Here is a 22,689-nt window from a genome sequence, read left to right as displayed (position 1 = left end):
GCATTCAAAGACTCTCCAAGGTGATTGCCTCCACTACGGGCAACAGAGTCTCCGGGCGATAGTCCTTACCGTAGCGGCTGAAGGTAATACCCTGTGACTGATGACCCAATAACCCTGCAACCAAGGACTCAGCTATCCCCTTCTGCTTGAGGTGGTCAGCTACGGTATGCCTGAAGCTGTGGAAGTCCTTCTTCTCTCCCTGCTCTTTGAAGCCCAATGCCTCACGCATCCGAGCGAACCACTTGGAAGGTGCATGTCCGTACCCATGCTTGCTATGCCTGGTCAGCTCTGCGAACACCCTTGAGTGGCCAGCTGCACGCTGCTTCTCGATAAACTCAATGAATCCCAACGCCTTCAGGCGTGGGTGAATCGGCAATAGCCTCTCCGATGCTGGTGTCTTCAGTCTCTGGTCTGGTCGTTTGTCCTGAATGTGTAGGCAGGCAATGCCATTCACAGTAACCACATCGTCCAGATACAGCTGACAAAGTTCGTTCAGTCTCGCGCCTGTATAGAGACCCAGCAACGGAAGCCAATACTTGTGCGGCCTATCATCGTTGGCCGAAGCATACGTGTCAGCCTGGAACAGCTTGCGAAGGTCCGCCTCGGTAAACACCGAGCGCTCTTGGCTTACCTTCTTTCTGGTGACCGTCTTCATACCAAGAAAGGGATTCAGAGAGCAGTAGCCTGCCTTAACGGCAAAGCTGAACACGCTTGCAAGCCATTTGATGTAGTTGTTGAGCGTGGTCACGCTGATTGTCTTGCCCGTGCGGGTGCTACCCCGTGACAGCTTGCGCCGGGGCTGGCCGCTGGTATGTGGGGGCAGCTTCGCCGCAGCTTGCTTGAACGCCAACGCATCCGCTCTGGTGTAGGCATCTATCGGCCTATCCCCTGCCTGCTCTACAAACAGGGCGACCACAGCAGCCTTATCATCGAGAGACTTGAAGGAGACACCCTGCGCCTCCTGAAGCGATGCCATTTCGGCTGCGACTTGGGACAACTTCGGAGCGCCTGATTTGGAGACCTTCGCAGCATCGCCGCCCCCTTTGGGGCCTTCCCCTACCGCCGTTGCCTCAGTATCCAGCAAACGCTGCTGCCGCAACCATGCGGCCCAGTTGTTACTGCTTTCGCCCGCCCCAGACCATGACCCTTTCAGGGTATCAGGAGACGGAGATTTGCCAGCAACGGCTTTAGCGAAAAGCAGCTGCGCTTTGCACAACAGCTCATGACTGCGCATTAAGGCTTCACGACGACAGCGGGTATTGAGCGAACGACGAATCTCGCGTCTGCCAATGACCGGACGCAACGATTGCGGCACCGCAACACGGCAGTAGAAGACAGAGTGACGGGAAAGCTGGAGATATGAGGGTAAGGCCTGCATGTACCACCTCTTGTACCACCTGCACAAGAAACGGCAAAAAGCCTTATAAATCAAGTATTTGGAGGCAACCCCACCAGCCACACCCCGGCACACGATATGACCGCTGCGGCTGCTCCCTTCCGGGCCTGACCGGGTTCACGGCTGATCATTGCGAGGGGACCGGTGGGGTCACCATAGCGACCTGAGCATGCTCAGGCCGCGCTATTGTAACGGCTTACGCTCAAGTTACAACCCGAATATCAGGTTTTAAAGCGACCAACCTGTTGCTGCAGGTTGGCAGCCAGGCGAGCCAGCGTGTTGCTAGCATCGCGACTTTCCTGTGAAGACTGGGCAGACTGGTTGGAGAGGTCACGAATGCCGCTGATATTGCGGGCAATATCCTCGGTCGTCTGACTCTGCTCCTCACAGGCGGCCGCAATCTGCGCAGCCATATCGTTGATGCGCATGACCGATGCCGAGGTTTCATTCAGTGATGACTCGGTCGTGCCCGCCTTCTCAACGCTTTGGGCTGCCAGCTCGGCCCCACGCTGCATAACGGAAACAGCTTGCCCCGTGCCACTCTGTAGCTTCTGGATCATCTGCTGAATGTCACGGGTGGAGTCTTGGGTTCTTGCAGCCAGGGCCCTTACCTCGTCGGCCACGACAGCAAAACCGCGACCCTGCTCACCAGCACGGGCAGCCTCAATGGCGGCATTCAGTGCCAGCAGGTTGGTCTGTTCGGCAATCCCCTCAATGACACTCAGTACGCCACCGATCTTGTCGGTATCCTGCTCCAGGTTGTTGATCACGCCAGCCGCTTCTTCCACATCGGCCGCCAGGCGGCGCAGGTCGTTCATCGTTGCTGACACGACCTCAGACGCAGAGTGCCCCTGACGATCTGCCTCACGGGCCGCATCAGCGGTGCTGTGGGCGTTGTCGGCCACTTCATGAATGGCGGCGCTCATTTCGGTTGCCGCGGTGCTGACCTGATCTACCGCCATGTGCTGCTCGTTGACCAGTTTCTCTTGCCCGGTGGCGATCGCACTCATCTGCTCTGCCGCAGAGGCGACCTGCAAGGTCGAGTCGGCAACGTCGCGAATCAGCGTCTGCAACTGTTCAAGGAAAGCGTTGAACGCTCGGCTCAGAGCGCCCAACTCATCGTTGGAGTGAACAACGACCCGCTGGGTCAGATCCCCTTCACCGTCGGCAATATCCCGAATACGCTGCAACAACTCACGCAGCGGGTTAGTAATCAGGCCGGGAAAAAACGCAATCATGAGCAGACACACCACAGCACCAATAACCAGCACCACCGCAACCCGCGCATGACTGGCCGCGACGTCATCCGCCGCTTCAACCGCTTCAGTTTCAGCCTGCTGATTCATCCGTTCGGTCATCTTGTTGATCAGCTCCCGCGCCTCGCTGAACTGCTCATAACCCTGACCATAACTGATGGCACTGGCTTTGGCCGTGTCGCCAGACCGGGCCAGTCGGACATTCTCGAGGGAGGTAGTCTTCCAGATAGCAAACGCCCTGGCAAAGTCCTCCGCCAACGCGCGCCCCTCCTGCGTTTTGGTCGCAGCGGCGTAACGCGCAATGCGGTCGCTGGCCTGCTGCATATTATCGGTGAGCTCGGCATCAAGACCGGCCGAGCTCACGCCCTCAATGATGGATCGCTCTGCGACGAGTGCCTGATACATGTCGCGGTCAGCCTCAAGCACTAGCGAACTGCGCGGCAACAAATCAGATGAAACACGGACCAGACGCGATTCCACCTTGGACACCGCCCAGATGGCGGAGACCCCAAGCACAGCAAACAGCAGGGCCAGAATCACGATGGGCAGGGTCAGTTTCCAACGGAAACCCAGATCACGGAAAAGACTAAGCATGGCTAGTATTCACTCTTGTCGGCACGGCAGGCAGGACCCTAAATCGAGTCGCGGTTTATCCATGGAGGCAGGCTCGGCGCAGAGAACAGTGCTCCTGCCGACAACAGCCGAAGTGCCTGTATTGGTGCACTTCTTCAACGCTTCCTATATACAAGTATCGACCATAGAGGCCGAACCATTAGCATTTTTTAGTCATTTTTCTCATTAAAAACAAAGCCATTACAAAGGAATCTCAAAATGACATTAATTCGTTTTCGCAAATAGCCACGCACTCATCAGGGGTATATACACCAGCGCGACCAGCGTGCTCAGCAAGGCGGTTCCTGCCACCTGTCTGGGATGGGAGTCGAGCAGCGTTGCGATCACGACGGTATTGGCGGCGATAGGCGTGATGGATATCAACAAAATGGCTTGGTAGACCGCCGTGTCATACAGCTGCAAAACATGGCTATCCAGCCAACAGAAGGCCAAGGCTACCAGCGGCCAACTGATGAACTTGCCGGCCAGCGCCAGCCCGGTAAAACGCAAATCACCGGCCAGACCTTGAAAACTAAGGATGCTCATCCCGATGATCATCATGCCAAACACACTGTAGGCGCCACGCAGATTATCGAACAGAGGCGCGAATGCCTCCGGAATGGATAACCCCGAACTGTTGAGAGCAACCGCCAAGAAGAACGCATAGAGCGACGGCAGGCGCGCGACCTTCAACAGACAGTCCCGGATACCGAAGCGGCCGCGGGCTGCGAGATAGAACCCCACTGAGGTTTCGAACAGGGTAGTACCGAGCATGCAGACAATGTAGATAGCAAGCCCCTGCTCACCAAACAGCAGCAACGCGACGGGAATGCCAAAGTAACCGGTGTTTCCCGTTCCGACCGCGAGCGGGATCATGTTGGCGCCAGCCTCGGGAAACCAGCGCCGTGCAATCTGCAGATGCAGCCAGCCAATCAGGCAGCACAGCGTAAAGGTCAGGAACGGTAACAGGATGACCTCTGGCGACAGCGGCGCACGCATCACACCAGCAAAGACGACCGAAGGCGTGACGATGTACATCATGATGCCGGCAATGTGCTTACCACTGGCATCAAGATAACGGCCAGCCAACCAGCCAAGACCGACAGTCACATACAACGGCAATAATTTGTAGAGCAAGGCAAAGGCGGCCAGCATGTCGGCTCCGCAGAAATCAGGCAGGGCGACAGTCTAGCAGCCCGCAGCTACTCAGTCGGCGATCAGATACACCCGCTCAACCAAAGAGCGCATACCCTGGCTGGCAAACACCGCATGGTCGGCAAGCACATCGGATTCCTCTAGCAGCTGAATATCGCAGCCAGCGTACAAGCGACGCACCTCTGCATCAGACACGCTGAAGGGCGGCCCCGGCCGCTGCTCCTGGGGATAGTCGAGCGTCACTAGCAGCATTCGCCAGCCTCGCGGCAAAAGGGCACGCTGATGCGCCACATAAAGCGCCCGCATCTCCGCCGGCAAGGCGATCAGCGCCGCCCGGTCATAGACAGCTCTGATGCCCACCAACTGATCAGGGCGGAGCGCAAAGAAGTCGCCGCAGAACAGCTCAAAACCGGCGCCCTCGGCAACGTCGAACTCACCCGCCTGACGCCAGGAGAGGTTCAGGTGGTGTTCGGCGGAAAAGGCCTCAAGCGCGCTGCGCGCCAGCTCTACTCCGACTACAGGATGACCCTGGCTGCGGAGCCACAGCAGGTCCAGTGATTTACCGCACAAAGGAACCCAAACCGGCTCAGCATTGTTCAGCTCAAGACGCGGCCACCAGCGCTGCAACAACGGATTGGTTGAAGCCTTGTGAAACCCGATTTCTCCACGCTGCCAGCGTGTCTGCCAGAACTCTGCGTCCATCCTGCCTCCCAAACTTTGCAATACGTTGACTATACAGCAATTTTTTTACCGCTCCGGGGCAGAAACGATATAGTGGAAGCGTTCCGCCCATCCTCCCGAGCTGCTCTTCATGGATTACATCAACACCCTGTTTCTGATCGGCGCCGTATTACTCTGCTTCAGCGTGCTGGCCAGTTCGCTGTCGTCGCGTCTGGGCATCCCGCTGCTGCTGATCTTCCTGATCATCGGCATGCTGGCCGGGGTGGATGGAATCGGTCGCATTCAGTTCGAGGACGCCAACACCGCATTTCTGATCGGCAGCCTTGCATTGGCAATCATCCTGTTGGACGGCGGGATGCGCACACGGGTCGAAAATTTCCGGGTAGGTCTGTGGCCCGCGGTATCGCTGGCCAGCTTTGGTGTCCTGATCAGTGCAGCGCTGACCGGTGCATTGACCGCCTGGCTGCTGGAGCTGCACTGGCTGCAGGGCTTGCTGCTCGGTGCCATTGTCGGCTCCACCGATGCCGCTGCCGTGTTTTCGCTGCTGCAGGGCAAGGGGTTGAACCTCAAGCAGCGTGTCGGTGCCACACTGGAGATCGAGTCCGGCTCGAACGATCCCATGGCGATTTTCCTGACCATTACCCTGGTCGAAATGCTCGCCAGCGGTCAGACCAGTTTCAATTGGTCCTTTGCCCTGCTGCTGATTGAGCAGTTCGGCATCGGCGCGCTTTGCGGCCTCGCCGGGGGCTTCGCCCTGGTCTGGCTGGTCAATCGAGTGACCTTGCCCGCCGGCCTGTATCCGCTGCTGATCACCAGTGGGGCCATCATGGTGTTTGCCGCCACCAACAAGATTGGTGGCAGCGGCTTTCTCGCGATCTATCTGACCGGCCTGGTCCTCGGCAACAAGCGGGTGCGCAACCTGCAGAACATCCTGCAGGTTCAGGATGGTATGGCCTGGCTCAGTCAGATCGGCATGTTCCTCATGCTGGGTCTGCTGGTGACGCCGAGCGAGATGGTCATCATCGCTCTGCCGGCCGTGCTGATCGCGCTGTTCCTGATCTTCATCGCGCGCCCGATTGCGGTAATGATCTGCCTGATTCCGTTTGTGTTTTCCTGGCGTGAGCGGTTGTTCATTGCCTGGGTGGGTCTGCGCGGCGCGGTGCCGATCATCCTCGCTATCTTCCCGCTGCTGGCCGGCCTGGAGCAGGCGCAGCTGCTGTTCAATCTGGCCTTCGTCGTGGTACTGGTATCGCTGCTGCTGCAAGGCTCCTCGCTGCCACTGGCCGCGCGGCTGTGCAAGGTTGAGATTCCGCCACAGCCAGAGCCGTTGCAACGCACCAGCCTGGACACCGCGATTGAGGGCGACTTCGAACTGCTGATCTATCAGCTCGATAACGCGAACTGGTGCGTTGGCGTAGCACTGCGCGACCTGAAAATGCCGGACGATACCCGCATTGCCGCACTGTTTCGCGGCAACCATTTGCTACACCCTACCGGCAGCACACAGCTAGCGCTGGGCGACGTCCTCTGCGTGGTCGGACGCCCGCGCGATCTGCCGGCGCTGTCCAAACTGTTCAGCAAGGCGCAACCACCACGCTATCTGGAAAACCGCAGCTTCTTCGGTGACTTCATTCTGGAAGGCGAAGCCACCCTTGGTGACGTCGGCAAGTTCTACGGCTTCGCCGTGCCGGAAGACATGCGCGAGCAGAGCCTGGCTGCCTTCTTCAGCCGCCAGTTCGGTGGCCATCCGGTGGTTGGTGACCAGATTGAGTGGGAGGGCCACACCTGGGTGGTCGCGGCAATGGACAACGACTGGATCCTCAAGGTAGGTCTGAAACTTGGTGCAGGAACCAGCCCACCCTTCGGATTCTGAGCGGCTGACAACAGGACTTGACTCTGACATCGTGTCAGGGTTGAGGATAGATGCACCTGATCCGTAATGGAGCCGCCCCATGTCTGAATTTACCCTGCACATCAGTGGCATGCACTGCGCCAGCTGCGTTGGTAGGGTTGAAGCTGCGCTCGCCGATGTCGCTGGCGTCGAGCAGGTTGCCGTCAACCTTGCAGCAGAAACCGCCCGTATTCGGATTGCCGCACCCGCAACCCTGATCAGCGCCGAGCAGGCACTCGAGCAGGCTGGATACCCTGCCCGAACACAGGAAGCCCAATTGCAGTTACAGGGGCTGACGTGTGCAGGCTGCGTGCGCCGCACCGAGCAGGCGCTCCTGGCCGTCGACGGTGTGCTCTCTGCACAGGTCAACCTGGCAAGCCAGCAAGCCCGCGTGCAGGTACTCGACGGCACCGATCAGGACAACATACTCCGTGCCTTGCGCGAAGTCGGCTATCCCGGACACTGGCTGGACGATGAACAGCCAGCCACTGACAGCGGCCCCGATCTGCGGGGTGAGCGCCGCTGGCTGATTGGCGCCGCGTTGCTTACTGCCCCCATGCTGTTGGGCATGATCCCGGCACTGCTAGGTGCCAGTCACTGGATGCTGCCGGGCTGGTTACAGCTGATTCTAGCCAGTCTGGTGCAATTCGTCTTTGGTGCCCGTTTCTATCAGGGCGCCTGGCACGCCCTGCGCAACCGCAGTGCCAACATGGATCTGCTGGTCGTGCTCGGCACCAGTGCCGGCTGGCTGCTCAGCAGCTGGAACCTGTTTACCAGCGGCGGCCACTCGCCTCACCTTTACTATGAAGCCTCGGCGACCATCGTTACCTTCATCCTGCTCGGACGCTATCTGGAAACCCGTGCCAAGGGCCAGACACTTGAGGCAATCAGAGCCTTGACCTCACTGCGTCCCGACGTGGCGCGACTGCGTGACGCCGACGGCGAGCGGGAAGTCCCGTTGAGTCAGGTCATCCCCGGAGACCAACTGATCGTGCGTGCCGGCGAGCGCATTCCGGTCGACGCCGAGGTGCTTGAGGGCAACAGCCACATTGACGAATCCATGCTGACCGGTGAGAGCCTGCCGGTCGACCGCAGCCCCGGCGATTCGGTCCGTGCGGGCAGCCTGAATCAGGACGGTCTGCTGGTGATTCGCACCGACGCAGTCGGCAAGGACACCCTGCTCGCCCAGATCGTACGCATGGTGGAAAACGCACAAAGCTCCAAGGCCCCGATACAGCGGCTGGTAGACCGTGTGGCGGCAGTATTCGTGCCGACGGTGATCGTCATTGCCCTGCTCACCTGGGCCATTGGTAGCCTGCTGATCGGCCCGCAAGCGGCTCTACTGAATGCCATCGCGGTATTGGTCATCGCCTGTCCCTGTGCTCTGGGCCTGGCCACACCCACGGCGATCATGGTTGGCACCGGGGTCGCTGCGCGGCATGGCATCCTGATCCGTGACGCCGAAGCCCTCGAACGAGCACGCCTGGTCAATGCCGTGGTATTCGACAAAACCGGCACACTGACCCGCGGCAAACCCAGCCTGACGCACATCGAAGCCGTAAACAGCGCCGATACCGAACAGGTGCTGCGCGTCGCCCTGGCGATTCAGCAACAGGCCGAGCACCCGCTGGCCCGCGCGGTCTGTGACTACGCTGCCGAGCGGGGCGTACGCGTCGACGCCGCGCAAAACCTGCAGGTACTCGCCGGACGCGGTGCACGCGGCCAGATCAATGGCCAGACCACCTGGCTGGGCAACGCCCGCCTGATGGAAGAACAGGGGCTGGACCTGTCGCCTTACACGGAGCAGGCTCAAGCCTCACAGGCAGACGGAGCCAGCCTGTCGTGGCTGGCTCAGGGTGACCAAGTGCTAGGCATGCTCACCTTCGCCGATAGTCTGAAGGACAATGCAGCGCAGACCGTAGCCCGGCTCCAGCGCCAGGGCATTGAGACCCTGCTGATCAGCGGCGACAGCCAGAATGCCGCCGACCACATCGGCCGCCAGCTGGGCATTGATCAGGTCCGTGGCAATGTACTGCCGGCCGATAAGGTGGGTGAAATCGAACAGTTGCAACAGCAGGGTAAGATCGTCGCCATGATCGGTGACGGCATCAACGACGCCCCGGCGCTGACCCGCGCCGATGTGGGCATGGCGATGTCGACTGGCACCGACGTGGCGATGCACAGCGCCGGTATTACCCTGATGCGCGGTGACCCGGCACTGGTGCCGATGGCGCTGGCCCTCTCGCGGCGTACCGGCAACAAGATTCGCCAGAACCTGTTCTGGGCCTTTGTCTACAACTGTCTGGGCATTCCACTGGCCGCCGCCGGCCTGCTCAACCCGATGATTGCCGGCGCGATGATGGCGGCAAGCAGCGTCTGCGTGGTCAGCAACGCGCTGCTGCTCAAACGCTGGAAGCCGGAGGACGCATGAATATCAGTCAGGCCGCAGAGACCAGTGGGCTCAGCCCGCGGATGATTCGACACTACGAAAAAATCGGCCTGCTGCCGGCGCCACCGCGCAGCGAGGGCGGCTACCGCCAATACAACGAGCGTGACCTGCACACCCTGGGCTTCATTCAGCGCGCGCGTCGGCTTGGCTTCAGCATGGAGCAGATCCACCGACTGCTGCAGCTCTGGCAGGACCGGTCACGCACCAGCGCCGAGGTCAAGGCGCTGACCGCCGAGCATCTTCGGGAACTTGAAGATAAAATACGCGACCTCCAGGCCATGCGTGATACCTTGGCCCGGCTGGCCAGCTGCTGCAATGGTGACGACCGACCGGATTGTCCGATCATCCACTCACTGGCCAATGACTGAATCAGCTATCGAGGAAGCTGCATGGAGCTGAAATCGCTGCGCCACTTTGTGGCACTGGTAGAGCATCAGGGCTTCGCCCGCGCTGGCGAAGCAATTGGCCTGAGCCAACCTGCCCTGAGTCGCAGCATTCAGAACCTAGAGCAACGCCTTGGCTGCGAGCTGGTGAGCCGCTCTGGCAAAGGTATCGAGCTCACGCCTCAGGGCGAGCTGGTGCTGGAACACGCACGCAGGCTGATCGCTGGCAGCACGGCCATGCGCAATGCGCTGCGTCAATTCAATAACCTGGAAGCCGGTGAGCTGCTGATCGGTGGCGGCCCCTTCCCGGCTGCCGGTCTGCTGCCGCGGGTGTTGGCCGCGTTCAATAGCCGCCATCCCGGCGTCAAGGTTCGGCTTGAGGTGCAGCACTGGGTGGCCCTGCGAGAGCAGCTACTGGAGGAAACGCTGGAGTTGTTTGTCGCCGATATCCGAGAGCTGCAGAACGACCCGCTGCTGAAGGTAACCCCGTTGCAGCAGCAGCCCAGCCGCCTATTCTGCCGGGCCGGTCACCCGCTGGCCAATCGCAGCGATCTGACACCTGCATTGCTGGCGCAGTATCCGTTGGCCTGTTTTCGGGTACCCGATGCCCTCTTGCAGGACCTGCGTCGAACCCTGCCACGCGACGATCCGCAGATCAGTCTCGAATGCGACAACCTCGATGTACTGAAACGAATGGTCCAGCATTGCGACGCACTGAGCATCGGCAGCCAGGACACCCTGCAGGATGAAGTGGCCGCCGGCACACTCGTTTTACTGGACTGGCCGGACCTGATGCCGGGCACCAGCTTCGGCCTGGTAACCCGGGCCCACGGGCCGCTGTCACCGGCGGCCGAGGCCTTTATTGAGCTGTTGCAGGTTAACGCAGCAGATTGAACAGGTTCAGGCTACTAACCTTCACAAAACTCTGCTGAGACGCCTCCAGGACCACCGACTGCAAACTGAGGCGGCTGAGCGCTTCGGCATAATCCAGATCTTCCAGCTGCGAGGTGACGGTCGTGTTGATCAGGGCGACTTCCTCATTCTCGTTCAAGGTAGACTCGATCACGTTCATTCGCGCGCCAATAGTGGTCTGCACACTCAACACGTTGTTGACCGCGTTATCCATGTTTTCCAGCGTCACGCCAATCAGATCACGACGTGCCAGTTTGCCCTCGGTCGTCATATCACCGTTATTCAGGTTATCTCGCAATAGCGCAACGGTTTCCAGGATACTGCGGGACTCGCGATTGGTGCTGGTGGGACTACTGTCACCGGTGGTGATAGTAAAGCTGTCACCCGCTGCGGGCACGCCATCGAGGGTTACGACAACGCCCGCATAGCGCACGGTATAGCCACCTTCGTCCCCTGGCTCAAGGTCACCAGTCACCGGCGGAACCATCGGGTTACCCCCACTGTCAACGATTTCGTAGGTGTCACCAGCAGCGCCAATGACAATGCCGACGCTGCCTTGGGGATAGAATGTGGAGTCGTACTCGCTCTTGTTCTCCACTACGCCGAGTGAGATACGTCCCGTGCCCGTATTTGCAGCATCAGCGGCGGTATTCACGCGATTGACATTGGCAATATTGACGAACAGGTCCTTGCCGTTGTCGTTGATCGCTACCTGTTTGGAGCCGGCTATCTGCACCGAGCGCTGCCCTTCATCACCTTGATAGCTATAGGTGCCATCGGCGTTCTTTACGAAAGGCGGCTCGCTACTTTGATAGCCACCAAACAGGTACTCGCCACGGGCATTACGGCTGTTGAAGAGATTAAACAGCTCCTCTTCGCGCTGCTCCAGTTCAGTGCCAAGCGCGGCCAGGTCCTCCGGCGTCTTGGAGCCGTCACCCGCCTCAATGGCGATTTCCCGAATACGCCCCATGGCATTGTTGACCGAATTGAGGATGCTCTCTTCCTGGACCAGGCTGTTATTGGCTGCCGTCATGTTGGTGCTGTACTGCCCCAGGCGGTTCGACTCCTGGCTTAGTTGCAGCAGACGCACCGTGGCCACCGGATCATCGGCAGGGGTCAGAATGCGCTTGCCGGAACTAATCTGTTCCTGAGTGCGGGTAGCATTGCTGTAGTTGTCAGAAATACCACGCACGCCGCTGTTGAACTGCTGAATAGTTGAAATGCGCATGGAAGGCTACCCGTTATCTAATGGTGCTGATCAAGGTGTCAAAAATGGTGCGCGCCACCTGAATGATCTGAGCCGAGGCATTGTAATACTGCTCAAACCTGATCAGGTTGGCGGCTTCCTCATCCAGACTCACCGCCGATACCGAATTGCGGTTGTTGGTTGCCTGCACCAGCACCGATTCGCTGGACTTTGCCTCCGTGCGCGCCTGGGCCGTGTAAGTGGCAACCCGCTGGACCAGATCGCCGTAACCATCGACAAAGGAGAACCCTTCTGCCCCATTGGCCTGGCCCAGTACCTTGGCGCTCTGCAGCTCGGACATGACCTGCGCATTGCGGTTATCGGCAACACCGGTATTGAAGTTGAGACTGAAGTTGTCACCATCCTTCGGAGTACCGGTCAGACTCATGCTGAACGTATAGGCACCAACGGTGACTTCGACACTGTTGCTCTGGCCAGGGGTAACGACCAGTGGCGACGGGTTCAGCGTTGCGGTACCGCCAGTCACCTGCAGCTCACCGGAGGCTGCGTCGTAACTCAGCTCGACCGGCAGCAAGCCTTGCAGGGCAGCCGGATCAATCGGCGCCGGGCCATTGATCAGCGTCGGCTGACTCATGGTGCCGGTACCGCGGTTATCCAGGTTAGTGTCAACCGAAGCCGGCGCGGCAAAGGCCAGCTCCTGCGGTTGATCCATAACCACTTCCATGCCCGCTGCAGCAAAGCGCGTTGGCGTCAGCAGGAAACGGTCACCGGCCGCGATGCCGCCGCTGTCCAGCTCGATGGTGAAACCATCCAGCTCCGGCGGCGGAACGCTGGTCAGGTCATACGGCCCGGTGACGCTATCGTCAGAGGTGCGCCGCACGGTGAACTCGGTGGCACTGGTAAACACCACTTCATAGTCAGAGGTGCTCAGCTGAGAGGTGTCACTAACCAGCACATTCAGCTTGGCATTCGGATCGCTGTTGTTGGCTCTTGCCCGGCTGCGCCCTTCGACCAGCTCAGCGCTGTTGATGTCATTGAACAGCCCAGAACCGGCATTGCCGTTCAGGTCTAGCCCCTGCCCCTGCTGTTCATTGAGCTCGCTGGCAATCGACAGCGCCAGCCGGCCGATGGCATTCATCGCCGGATCCAGCACATCATCACGGTACTTAATCAGGCCGCCCAGCTCACCGCCGCTGATCAGCGAGGTGACGTCCTGGGTCGAATTACCGCTAGTGAGTACGATCTCGACGCGAGACGGATCAGAAGCACCCATCCGGGCCGATAGCCTCGACGCTTCATTGCCGACGACCAGAGGTTGGCCGGAGCCGACAAAGATATTGACTGAGTTGTCGCCCTGCGGAACAACCGTGATACCTACCAGCTCACTCAACTGGCGCACAGCCTCATCACGGGCATCTAGCAAATCATTGGGCTCTGCGCCGTTTGAGGCAGCAACAGCAATACTGTCGTTGTACTCGGCAATGGAGGTCGCCAGACGGCTGGCCTGATCCGCCAAGGTACCGACCTGCTGACTGATGAACTGGTTCTGGCTAGCAAGACTGCTCTGCACTGTGTTGAAGCGAGACGCCAGCCCTTCGGCCTGCGACAACACCAGCTGACGGGCTGGCAGGTTAGCCGGGTCCTCGATCGCCGTCTGCAAGGCGTCAAAATAACTTTGCAGGCCCGGTGTGATCCCCGTGGCGCTGCTGGAAACCAGGGTGTTGAGCTGCTCCAGCTGCGACTGGAATGCCTTGACCTCAGAGTTGGTCGAGGTGGCCGTACGCACCTGATTCGTCAAAAACTGGTTATAGATCCGCTGGACATCAACCACCTTGGTGCCGTTACCGATATACCCTGCACCAGTGAAGCTGGGAACCTGCGTCGACTGCAACGCCGACTGGCGGGTGTAGCCCGGCGTGTTGACGTTGGTAATGTTCTGACCTATCACCGCCAGCTGAGTCTGCGATGCTTTCAGGCCAGTCAGTCCGATACCGAAGAGATCTGCCATGATCAGGCCCTACTGCTGGAATCAGTGGATGCGTCGCTTGCGGCAACACGTTCATCGCTGCTGGTAATCAGCTGGCGGGCTATTTGCGACACCTTGCGCGCATACTGTGGGTCGGTGGCATAGCCAGCGTCCTGCAGCTCGCGGAAGAAAGCGTCCGGGTTAGCGGTGCTGTTCAGCGCCTTGTTGTAGCGGCCATTGCTCTCGAGGAAGCTGACATAGTCTTCAAAGCTCTGCTCCCAGGACTCGTAGCTGCGAAAATCGGCTCGCTCACTGGTACGCACGCCATCGCGATACTCGCTCGTAGCGACGTTGGCACTGTCGCCCTGCCAGCCGCCGTGCGCTTTGATGCCAAACAGGTTATGGCTGGAACTGCCGTCAGACTCGCGGATAACCGACTTGCCCCAGCCGGTTTCCAGCGCTGCCTGGGCCACCAGATAATGCGGATCGACACCCAAACGCGCAGCGGCCTTTTCCGCCATGGGCAGCATGGTCTCGACAAACTCCTGACTGTTCGCGAAGCGGGTGCGCTGGGCTGCTTCGGGGTTCAACGCGGCGGCAGTAGAGCGGCCATTGCGCAAGGCCTCAATACCACGCAGCGGCTGCCAGTTATCGCTGTCACTGGCGGCCGAGCGCTGGCCTTGCTCAGCCTGGGCGAGGCGATCCGCCCAGGCGCTGTAATCTGCCGAGACCTGCAGGCGGCGGCGCGCCAGCAATGCTGACTGATCAACAGCAGGCGCAGCGCCCCGCTCGCGGCCCGAAGCGGCGTTAGACTGCGGTGCCAGCTGGCGTACCAGCGCATCGGTGAGCCCCAGTCCACGCCCTTCGGACAGATGAACCGACATCTGCCCGTCGTACATTTCCTGATAGAAACGGGTCTGCGGAGTATTAAGCGGATTGCCTTCGGCAAACACCGCGTTGGCGTCACGCATGCTCTTGATCATCATGTTGGTGAACAGCGACTCGAACTGCTGCGCCACCTTGCGCACGTTCTCAGGGCTGTTGGCGTTGGCGCCGGACTTCAGCTGATTGACCGTGTTGATGTCGGTGTAGCTGATATTGCTGCTGACATTCATGAGCGTATCCCCGTCAGATAATGACCAGATCGGCGTTAAGAGCACCGGCCTGTTTCAGGGCTTCAAGAATGGCCATCAGGTCACCGGGAGCGGCTCCCACCTGATTGACCGCGCGCACGATTTCATCCAACGAAACACCGGGGCGGAAAACAAACATGCGGCTGTCGCCTTGCTCAATATTGATCTGCGAGCTGGGGGAGACAACAGTCTGGCCACCGGAAAGGACGCCGTCTGGCTGGCTGACCTGAGGATTCTCGCTGATGGTCACGGTCAGCCCGCCGTGGGTAACGGCCGCCGGCTGCACCCGCACGTCCTGGCCGATAACGATGGTACCGGTCCGCGAGTTGATAATGACCTTGGCAGCCGCGTTGCCCTGCTCCACGGTCAGGTTCTCGACCATCGAGATGTAATCGACGCGCTGATTGGGATCGATCGGCGCGCGGACTCGCACCGAACCACCATCCAGCGCCTGCGCCACGTCGGGACCAAAGGTCTCGTTAATGCGGTCAACGATGCGCTTGGCAGTGGTGAAGTCGGGACGGTGTAGATTGAAGGTCAGATGATCGCCGGAGGTGAAGGGACTAGCCACCGCACGTTCAACCGTCGCGCCATTGGGAATACGGCCCGCACTGGGAATATTGACGGTGATGCGCGAACCATCCGCCCCTTCTGCGCCGAAACCACCCACCACCAGGTTGCCCTGGGCGATGGCGTAAACCTGACCGTCGATCCCCTTGAGCGGGGTCATCAACAGCGCCCCACCGCGCAGGCTCTTGGCATTACCCAGTGAAGAGACAGTCACGTCAATGGTCTGGCCAGGGCGGGCAAACGCTGGCAGGTCGGCATGAATCGCTACCGCAGCCACGTTCTTCATCTGGATGCGCGTGCCCTGCGGCACAGTAATGCCGAACTGACTGAGCATATTCTCAAAGGTTTGCACCGTGAATGGGGTCTGGCTGGTCTGGTCACCCGAGCCATCCAACCCCACCACCAGGCCATAGCCGATCAACTGGTTGCTTCGCACGCCAGCAATACTGGCGATATCCTTGAGACGGTCGGCCAGCGTCAGCGGACTGATCAGCAACAAGGCGAGACAGAAAATCAGGCTGCGCATGACAATACTCCTGTCAGAACGGCCACAACGGGCTGAGGAAGAATTGACTCAGCCAGCCCGGGCGATTGGAATCGGCAAAGGCACCCTTGCCGGAATAGGTGATGCGCGCATCGGCCACGCGAGTTGAGAGCACGGTGTTGTCGGGACCAACATCGTCCGCGCGCACCAGGCCACTGATGCGGATCAGCTCGTCTCCCTGATTGAGGGTGATCCACTTCTCGCCGCGTACCGCTAAAATACCGTTGGGCAGCACTTCGGCAACGGTCACCGTAATAGAGCCTGACAGACTGTTGCTCTGGTTAGCGTCTGAGCTGCCGTCAAAGGCGCGCTGACCCGACATGCTCACGCCAAGATCAAGCCCCTTGAAGCCCACGGCATTGCCCAGCAGGGTCGGGTTGGTAATGGTGGTCGAGCTGGTTTTGTCAATTTCGTTCTCGGCCTTCTTTTGCGCCGCGGTGCGTTCGGTCAAGGTGATCGTGATGATGTCACCGACCCGGTGCGCCTTGCGGTCGTTGTAGAGGCTCATTTCAAAACCGGGCTGATAGATCGCTCCGTTGTTCAGCTCCTGTGGCAACGGCGTGCGCGGCAACACAGGCGCATACGCCGGGTCGTCACGCATCGGCGGAGCCTGCATGCAGCCGATCAGGCTGAGCGGCACCAGCAGCATCAACACCTTAGCCAAGCGGATCATGATTCCGAGCTCCCGTCAGAGGTTCTGACTGATGTACTGCAGCATCTGGTCTGCGGTTGATATGACCTTGGAATTCATTTCGTAGGCGCGCTGAGTGGTGATCATGTTGACCAATTCCTCTACCACGCTGACGTTGGAATTCTCCAGGGTGTTCTGCAGAACCGTCCCCAAGCCGTTCTGACCAGGGTTGCCGGTCTGTGGTGCACCGCTTGAAGCAGTCTCAAGAAACAGGTTATTACCGATGGCCTGCAGGCCGGCCGGATTAATAAAGTCGGCGGTCTGGATGTTGCCAATCTGCTGTGACGCAGCATTGCCGGTAGTGGTAATACTGACCGTACCGTCTTCGCCAACAGTGAACGTTTTTACGTCATCGGGCAGCACGATACCTGGCTCCAGCGGAAAACCGTTGGAGGTAACGATCTGGCCATCAGCATCCAGATGGAAGCTGCCATCACGGGTATAACCAATGCTGCCGTCCGGCATCAGGATCTGGAAAAAACCACGTCCGTTAACCGCCATGTCAAGCGGTTGCTCGGTGGTCTGCAGCGTGCCTTCGGTAAATATCTTCTGAGTGCCGACTACCCGCACACCGGTACCGAGCTGCAGACCGGACGGCAACTGGGTGTCCTGGGTGCTCTGACCGCCCGGCTGGCGCTTGATCTGATACAGCAGGTCTTCAAACTCGGCTCGATCACGCTTGAAGCCGGTGGTCGAGACGTTGGCCAGGTTGTTGGAGATGGTCGACAGCATGGTGTCCTGTGCGGACAGCCCCGTCTTGCTGACCCAAAGTGCCTGGAGCATAGCTATTCTCCTCGCGTGTCAGTTAGTTGACATGCCATTGAATTAACTCATCTGCAGAATGCGATCAGTCGCCTGCGCATTCTCTTCCGCGGTCCGCATCATCTTGATGTGCAGCTCAAACTGACGCGCCAGCGACAACATGGCCGTCATTTCTTCAACCGCGTTGACGTTACTGCCTTCCAGAAATCCGGTAGCGACCTGAACAACGCCGTCCGCCACCTGAGGCAAGCCATCCTTGGTCCGCATAAGGCCATCCGCGCCCTTCTCCAGCGTCGCTGGGTCCGGGTTGACCAGCTTCAGCCGGTCGACTTCGGCCATCACCGCCGGGCCTTCACCCAACGCGCGAATACTAATGGTGCCGTCAGACCCAATCTCAACCTTCTCGGCAGGCGGAATCGCAATCGGGCCACCGTTACCCAGCACCGGCAAGCCGCTGCTGGTGCGCAACACACCGAACGCGTCAATATTCAGGCTTCCCGCGCGGGTGTAGGCCTCAGACCCGTCAGCTGCCTGCACGGCAATCCAGCCTTCACCCTGAACAGCCACATCCAGCTCCCGGCCGGTTTCCATCAAGGCACCTGAAGACAGGTCCGTACCCGGGCGCTCCGTCATGGCGTAGGCGCGGGTTGCATAACCATCGCCGAATACCGGCATTGAACGGGCCTGCTCAAAGTCGCGCCGGAACCCGGTAGTGGACAGATTTGCCAGATTGTTGGCATGCGAACGCTGGGCCAACGCGTTCTGGCTGGCCCCTGTCATGGATATGTATAGCGATTTGTCCATGCCCTGCTCCCGAATCACACAGCGACAAGGAATTGCCGCTTACGTACTTTCACAGGATTAAATGCAGAGATCATGCCAAACAGGGAGAAAATAAAATAAGTCTTTATTTTCAAATAGATACTTACTGAAAAGAAAAACCAAAACGGCAATATCGTCAAAACCACTTGCCGATATTGCCGCTTGGGACCGTCGCTGAAGGCGTCGGCATTATTACCTCAGATTGATGATCGACTGGGTAACCGTGTCTTCAGTCTGAATAGTTTTTGAGTTTGCCTGATAGTTGCGTTGCGCGACGATCAGGTTGATCAATTGCTCGGAGATATCCACGTTGGACTCTTCCAGCGCCCCCGACTGAATACTACCCAGCGTGCCACTGGTAGGCGCACCAATCACCGGTTCACCAGATTCGTATGACTGAGCCCAAGCAGTGCTACCGAGCGGCGTCAGACCTTGCTGGTTAGCGAAGGTTGCCAGCACCACCTGGCCCTGAATCCGGGTTTGGCCGTTGGTATAACGAGCCACCAGCATCCCCGACTTGTCGATTTGCAGTCCCGCCAGTTCACCCGTGGTAAAGCCATCCTGCGTAACAGCCGTCACGGCGAAGCCGGATGAATACTGGGTAGAGCCAGTCAGGTTGATGGTGATATTACCGACCGGCGAGTCAGCCCCCGTCGGCTGCCCCGCATCATCCAGAGGCACCCAGCCGGTTAGCGCCAGAGGCTGAGGCGTGGTCAGCTCACCAACGGTATTGAAGTCCAGGTCGTAGCGCGTAGTGGTAGTCGGATCAAAGGCAGGATCACTTGCCTCAACGCCAGTCTGCGGATCACGCCCATCAATGAGCACATACATGTCCCAGCTGTTGGCATCGTTTTTGACAAAGTACTTGGTCATGACGTGGGAGTTACCCAGGCTGTCATAAATATTGACCGACGTGGAACTGTTATACGTTGCAGAGTTGGTCGGATCAAAGGTGGCCTGACCCGCCGCCTGGCCTGCAGCTTCCGCGGCAGCGACTTCCGCCGGGGTAGGGTTGGCCGGGTCAGCCGCAGTCGCAATCGATGCTGCATAGGCGGCATCATATTGCTGGGTCCATACCTCAGGACGTGTCTGCTTGGAGTTCAGGTTCAACGTCGAAGCGATCTCGGTAGTTGCATTCGGGTCAGCGGAACGCGTATCAACTCGCAGATCCGTCCTCACCCCCTGGTTGATCAACCCAGACACCGGGTTAACACCAAAGCCCTGCAGGCGCTCACCAGCATTGTTGACGATATAACCATCACTGTCGGTGCCAAAGTACCCCGCCCGCGTGTAGCTGAGCGCACCGTTATTGCTGGTCACAAAGAAGCCGTTGCCATTGATCGCGAGATCAAGGCTGTTCTGTGTGAAACTGATATTGCCCTGCTTGAACAACTGAGCCGAATTGGCCAGCGCGACACCACTCCCCGTCGCATAGCTGCCGGAACCAAGCACTGATGCGGCATAGACATCCGCAAACTCGGCACGCGAACTCTTGAACCCGACGGTGCCAGCGTTGGCGATGTTGTTACCCGTGATATTCAGATCAGAAGCTGCCGCCCGAATACCACTCAAACCGATATTGAAAGCCATGGTTGTTTCTCCTCGCCTACTCTATTCGGACGACTGTTATTGGATCGAATACACACTGGACAGAGCAATGCTGCCCAACCCGGCCACATTGAGCAGCAGGCCTCCATCCTCGGCCCCACTCAACGTCACACTATCCACATTGGCTGGCAGTAACGTGGCCAGCTGCACGTCCTCACCATCGATCGCGGCCATGGCCTCGAATCGATAAGCACCAGACGGCATATATTCACCATCTGCATTTTTGCCATCCCACTGGAAGTCGTGCATGCCTGCTTCCTGGCTGCCCATATTGACGGTATCGACCAGCGTACCCGCCTCGTCATACACGTTAACAAACACATTTGGACTGCTCGCCGGCAGGGCCAGCTGCCCCTCAAAGCCGAGAGTCGGATCGACCATAGCCTGATCAGATGGAACGATCACCGTGCGCCCAACCAATGACGATGCCTGCAACGCCTGGGAGGACTGATAGCCACCAAGCAGCATTTCCATTGAGGCGTTGAGGTTGCCAATCCCTTCGACAGTACTGAACTGCGCCAGCTGTGCGATGAACTCACCATTTTCCTGCGGTGAAAGCGGGTCTTGGTTTTTCATCTGAGTAACCAGCAGTTCGAGAAACTGCTCTTTGCCAAGCTCGTTACTTGACTCAAAGCGGTCGTGGTCAATCTTGTAATCATCCAGTACGCCGCTGCCGGTTGAAACATTGCTGATGCTCATGGTCTATTTTTCTCCGTTCACTGACCCAGCGTCAGAACGCGCTGCAGCATGGTCTTAGCCGTATTCATGACTTCCACATTGGTCTGGTAGGACCGGGAAGCAGACATCATGTTGGCCATTTCCTCTACTACGTTCACATTCGGGTAATACACATAGCCGTCTTCGTTGGCCATCGGGTGATCCGGCTCATAGCGCGGCTCAAGACTGGCATCAGACTCAACGATGCCCAGCACCGCAACGCCGTCGCCGGCTTGCTGGTCAGGGCTGAACAACGAGCCGCCGGTAGCCTGTTGGCTGTTGAAAATCGTGGCAAACACCGGGTTTCTGGCACGGTAAGTCTGATCAATACTGCTGGAGACGGTATCGGCGTTGGCGATGTTGCTGGCGACGGTATTCAGGCGCAGAGACTGTGCGCTCATGCCGGAACCCGCAATATCGAACACTTTATCAAGCGACATGATCAGTCTCCCCTGAGGGCTGTCATCAGCCCCTTGAACTTGCTGTTGAGAAACGTAAAGCTGGCCTGAAAGTCGATCGCGTTCTGGGCATAGGCGGCCTTCTCGACTTCGGAATCAACGGTATTGCCGTCGACCGATGGCTGCAGCTGGTTGCGATAGCGCAGACCTGCCACCTGATCTACCAGACTGTCCAGCACCATGTGCCCCGCATCAGTCTGAGCAACCGGCATGCTCTGCCCGTCACCGACCAGCCCGGTGCCCTGCTGGGCTGCGAGCACCGCATTGAAATCCAGATCCCGCGCCTTGTAGTTAGGGGTCTCTGCGTTTGCAATATTGTTGGCTAGCACCTCAGCGCGCTGAGCACGAAACTTCAGCGATTGCTCATGTATCCCGAGGGCGTTGTCGAAACTAATGCTCATTGCCACTTTCCTCGTTTCGGTCCGTCGACCAAAAACCGTCATTGGAGGCAACAAAGCAATCAGCGTGCCAAAAATAAAATCACTTTGATTTCAAGGATTTGCAAATAGTCGCGTCAGAAAAGCGGCAACGTCTTACCGGCAAACGGCAAGAGCAGGAGCGCTTGATTGGCAAGCGGCAAAAGAAAAGCCGGCAGAGATATGCCGGCTTACCAGAAGAGGGTCGCAATAAATCAGGAGGGATCAACGGGCCTTGTAAACGATACCCGGACTGCACTGCACCATCTGATACAGCTCGGGAAGACCGTTGAGTGCCTCGGAAGCACCGAGCATCAAATAGCCGCCGGGCTTCAGCGTCGCGTGAATGCGTCGCAGGATGTCCTTCTTTACATCGGCAGAGAAGTAGATGAGCACATTTCGACAGAACACGAAGTCAAACTTACCCAACATCGAATAGCTGTCCAGCAGGTTCATGGCGCGGAACTCGACGCGATTGCGAATTGCCGGTTTAACCGCCCAGCGACCCGGGCCAAGCTGGTCAAAGTAACGCGCAAGGCGGTCCTGCGACAGACCACGGGCCACAGACAGACTATCGTACTCCGCGCTTTTGGCCGCATTCAGGATGCCACCAGAAAGATCAGTTGCGACAATCTGGGCACCGCCACGCAACTGCCCCAGGTTGCTGCGTTCAAACTCATCAATCGCCATACTCAGGGAGTACGGTTCCTGACCTGATGAACAGGCAGCCGACCAGATTCGCAGACGCTGTCCTGGCGCGCTCTTGATGAACTCCGGGATCAACCGCGTTTTCAGCACCTCGAACGGGTAGACATCCCGAAACCAGAGCGTTTCGTTGGTCGTCATCGCGTCAATCACAGACTCACGCAGACCACCACGGGGCTGCGCCTGAATCCGCTTAACCAGCTCGCCGAGACTGGCAATACCCTCCTGCTCAAGCAGGCGGTTGAGTCGGCTGGACACCAGATACTGCTTGTTGTCCCCCAACACAATGCCGCAGGCCTTTTCCAGAAAGTCTCTGAACAGCTGAAAATCCTGATTCGCCAAAGTCACGAAGCCT

Annotated in this window: 20 protein-coding genes and 1 other RNA gene; 4 read left to right on the top strand and 17 right to left on the bottom strand. The window is 58.7% G+C overall.

Going from position 1 to position 22,689, the window contains the following annotated elements; translation table 11 throughout:
* Window positions 1-4: 4 nt before the first annotated feature.
* The 5 genes from ACKPCU_RS08750 to ACKPCU_RS08730 form a co-directional block, all read right to left on the bottom strand.
* The gene (locus tag ACKPCU_RS08750) at window positions 5-1,378 is read right to left on the bottom strand and encodes a tyrosine-type recombinase/integrase (RefSeq protein WP_321351464.1); all 1,374 of its coding nucleotides are present in this window, start codon (window positions 1,376-1,378) and stop codon (window positions 5-7) included.
* 68 nt (window positions 1,379-1,446) lie between these two features.
* Window positions 1,447-1,543, bottom strand: an RNA gene (gene ffs, locus ACKPCU_RS08745) — signal recognition particle sRNA small type.
* A gap of 74 nt (window positions 1,544-1,617) precedes the next feature.
* Window positions 1,618-3,246, bottom strand: coding sequence for a methyl-accepting chemotaxis protein (locus ACKPCU_RS08740; protein ID WP_321351462.1), 1,629 nt, complete (start codon window positions 3,244-3,246; stop codon window positions 1,618-1,620).
* 243 nt (window positions 3,247-3,489) lie between these two features.
* Complete coding sequence (locus ACKPCU_RS08735) at window positions 3,490-4,419, bottom strand: AEC family transporter (RefSeq protein ID WP_104739760.1); 930 nt, start codon at window positions 4,417-4,419, stop codon at window positions 3,490-3,492.
* A 51-nt stretch (window positions 4,420-4,470) separates the two neighbouring features.
* On the bottom strand, window positions 4,471-5,121 hold the full coding sequence (locus ACKPCU_RS08730; protein WP_104739761.1) for a thiopurine S-methyltransferase: 651 nt from the start codon (window positions 5,119-5,121) through the stop codon (window positions 4,471-4,473).
* 109 nt (window positions 5,122-5,230) lie between these two features.
* Here ACKPCU_RS08730 and ACKPCU_RS08725 point away from each other — a divergent pair, with 109 nt between their 5' ends.
* The 4 genes from ACKPCU_RS08725 to ACKPCU_RS08710 all read left to right on the top strand — a co-directional run bounded on the left by ACKPCU_RS08725 (window position 5,231) and on the right by ACKPCU_RS08710 (window position 10,717).
* A complete protein-coding gene (locus tag ACKPCU_RS08725; RefSeq protein WP_321351459.1) occupies window positions 5,231-6,973 on the top strand; it encodes a potassium/proton antiporter in 1,743 nt (580 codons plus the stop codon).
* 79 nt (window positions 6,974-7,052) lie between these two features.
* The gene (locus tag ACKPCU_RS08720) at window positions 7,053-9,422 is read left to right on the top strand and encodes a heavy metal translocating P-type ATPase (protein ID WP_321351457.1); all 2,370 of its coding nucleotides are present in this window, start codon (window positions 7,053-7,055) and stop codon (window positions 9,420-9,422) included.
* On the top strand, window positions 9,419-9,808 hold the full coding sequence (gene cueR / locus ACKPCU_RS08715) for a Cu(I)-responsive transcriptional regulator (RefSeq protein ID WP_104739764.1): 390 nt from the start codon (window positions 9,419-9,421) through the stop codon (window positions 9,806-9,808). Before ACKPCU_RS08720 ends, cueR begins: the two co-directional genes overlap by 4 nt.
* Before the next feature lie 21 nt (window positions 9,809-9,829).
* Window positions 9,830-10,717, top strand: a complete 888-nt coding sequence (locus ACKPCU_RS08710) for a LysR family transcriptional regulator (RefSeq protein ID WP_321351453.1) — start codon at window positions 9,830-9,832, stop codon at window positions 10,715-10,717.
* Here the strand turns inward: ACKPCU_RS08710 and flgL are convergent.
* The 12 genes from flgL to cheR all read right to left on the bottom strand — a co-directional run bounded on the left by flgL (window position 10,701) and on the right by cheR (window position 22,682).
* Window positions 10,701-11,963 carry a flagellar hook-associated protein FlgL gene (gene flgL / locus ACKPCU_RS08705; RefSeq protein ID WP_321351451.1) on the bottom strand — a complete coding sequence of 421 codons (1,263 nt, stop codon included), beginning with the start codon at window positions 11,961-11,963 and terminating at the stop codon, window positions 10,701-10,703. The genes ACKPCU_RS08710 and flgL overlap by 17 nt on opposite strands.
* A gap of 13 nt (window positions 11,964-11,976) precedes the next feature.
* Window positions 11,977-13,950 carry a flagellar hook-associated protein FlgK gene (gene flgK, locus ACKPCU_RS08700; protein WP_321351449.1) on the bottom strand — a complete coding sequence of 658 codons (1,974 nt, stop codon included), beginning with the start codon at window positions 13,948-13,950 and terminating at the stop codon, window positions 11,977-11,979.
* Window positions 13,951-13,952: 2 nt separating this feature from the next.
* Complete coding sequence (gene flgJ / locus ACKPCU_RS08695) at window positions 13,953-15,023, bottom strand: flagellar assembly peptidoglycan hydrolase FlgJ (protein ID WP_321351447.1); 1,071 nt, start codon at window positions 15,021-15,023, stop codon at window positions 13,953-13,955.
* 13 nt (window positions 15,024-15,036) lie between these two features.
* Window positions 15,037-16,137 (bottom strand): flagellar basal body P-ring protein FlgI, encoded by a 1,101-nt coding sequence (locus ACKPCU_RS08690; protein WP_104739769.1) that lies wholly within the window; start codon window positions 16,135-16,137, stop codon window positions 15,037-15,039.
* A 13-nt stretch (window positions 16,138-16,150) separates the two neighbouring features.
* The gene (gene flgH / locus ACKPCU_RS08685; RefSeq protein ID WP_104739770.1) at window positions 16,151-16,828 is read right to left on the bottom strand and encodes a flagellar basal body L-ring protein FlgH; all 678 of its coding nucleotides are present in this window, start codon (window positions 16,826-16,828) and stop codon (window positions 16,151-16,153) included.
* A 15-nt stretch (window positions 16,829-16,843) separates the two neighbouring features.
* A complete protein-coding gene (gene flgG / locus ACKPCU_RS08680) occupies window positions 16,844-17,629 on the bottom strand; it encodes a flagellar basal-body rod protein FlgG (protein WP_104739771.1) in 786 nt (261 codons plus the stop codon).
* Window positions 17,630-17,671: 42 nt separating this feature from the next.
* The gene (gene flgF, locus ACKPCU_RS08675) at window positions 17,672-18,412 is read right to left on the bottom strand and encodes a flagellar basal-body rod protein FlgF (protein ID WP_104739772.1); all 741 of its coding nucleotides are present in this window, start codon (window positions 18,410-18,412) and stop codon (window positions 17,672-17,674) included.
* A gap of 210 nt (window positions 18,413-18,622) precedes the next feature.
* On the bottom strand, window positions 18,623-20,020 hold the full coding sequence (locus ACKPCU_RS08670) for a flagellar hook protein FlgE (RefSeq protein ID WP_104739773.1): 1,398 nt from the start codon (window positions 20,018-20,020) through the stop codon (window positions 18,623-18,625).
* A gap of 36 nt (window positions 20,021-20,056) precedes the next feature.
* Window positions 20,057-20,737, bottom strand: a complete 681-nt coding sequence (gene flgD, locus ACKPCU_RS08665; RefSeq protein WP_104739774.1) for a flagellar hook assembly protein FlgD — start codon at window positions 20,735-20,737, stop codon at window positions 20,057-20,059.
* Between the two features lie 17 nt (window positions 20,738-20,754).
* Complete coding sequence (gene flgC / locus ACKPCU_RS08660; protein ID WP_088276698.1) at window positions 20,755-21,195, bottom strand: flagellar basal body rod protein FlgC; 441 nt, start codon at window positions 21,193-21,195, stop codon at window positions 20,755-20,757.
* A 2-nt stretch (window positions 21,196-21,197) separates the two neighbouring features.
* A complete protein-coding gene (gene flgB, locus ACKPCU_RS08655; RefSeq protein WP_321351444.1) occupies window positions 21,198-21,614 on the bottom strand; it encodes a flagellar basal body rod protein FlgB in 417 nt (138 codons plus the stop codon).
* Between the two features lie 240 nt (window positions 21,615-21,854).
* Window positions 21,855-22,682, bottom strand: a complete 828-nt coding sequence (gene cheR / locus ACKPCU_RS08650) for a protein-glutamate O-methyltransferase CheR (RefSeq protein ID WP_104739777.1) — start codon at window positions 22,680-22,682, stop codon at window positions 21,855-21,857.
* Window positions 22,683-22,689: the final 7 nt, after the last annotated feature.

Source organism: Halopseudomonas oceani (assembly GCF_963677335.1).
In the GTDB taxonomy this organism is placed as follows: domain Bacteria; phylum Pseudomonadota; class Gammaproteobacteria; order Pseudomonadales; family Pseudomonadaceae; genus Halopseudomonas; species Halopseudomonas oceani.
This window is presented reverse-complemented; position numbering and strand designations above follow the sequence as displayed.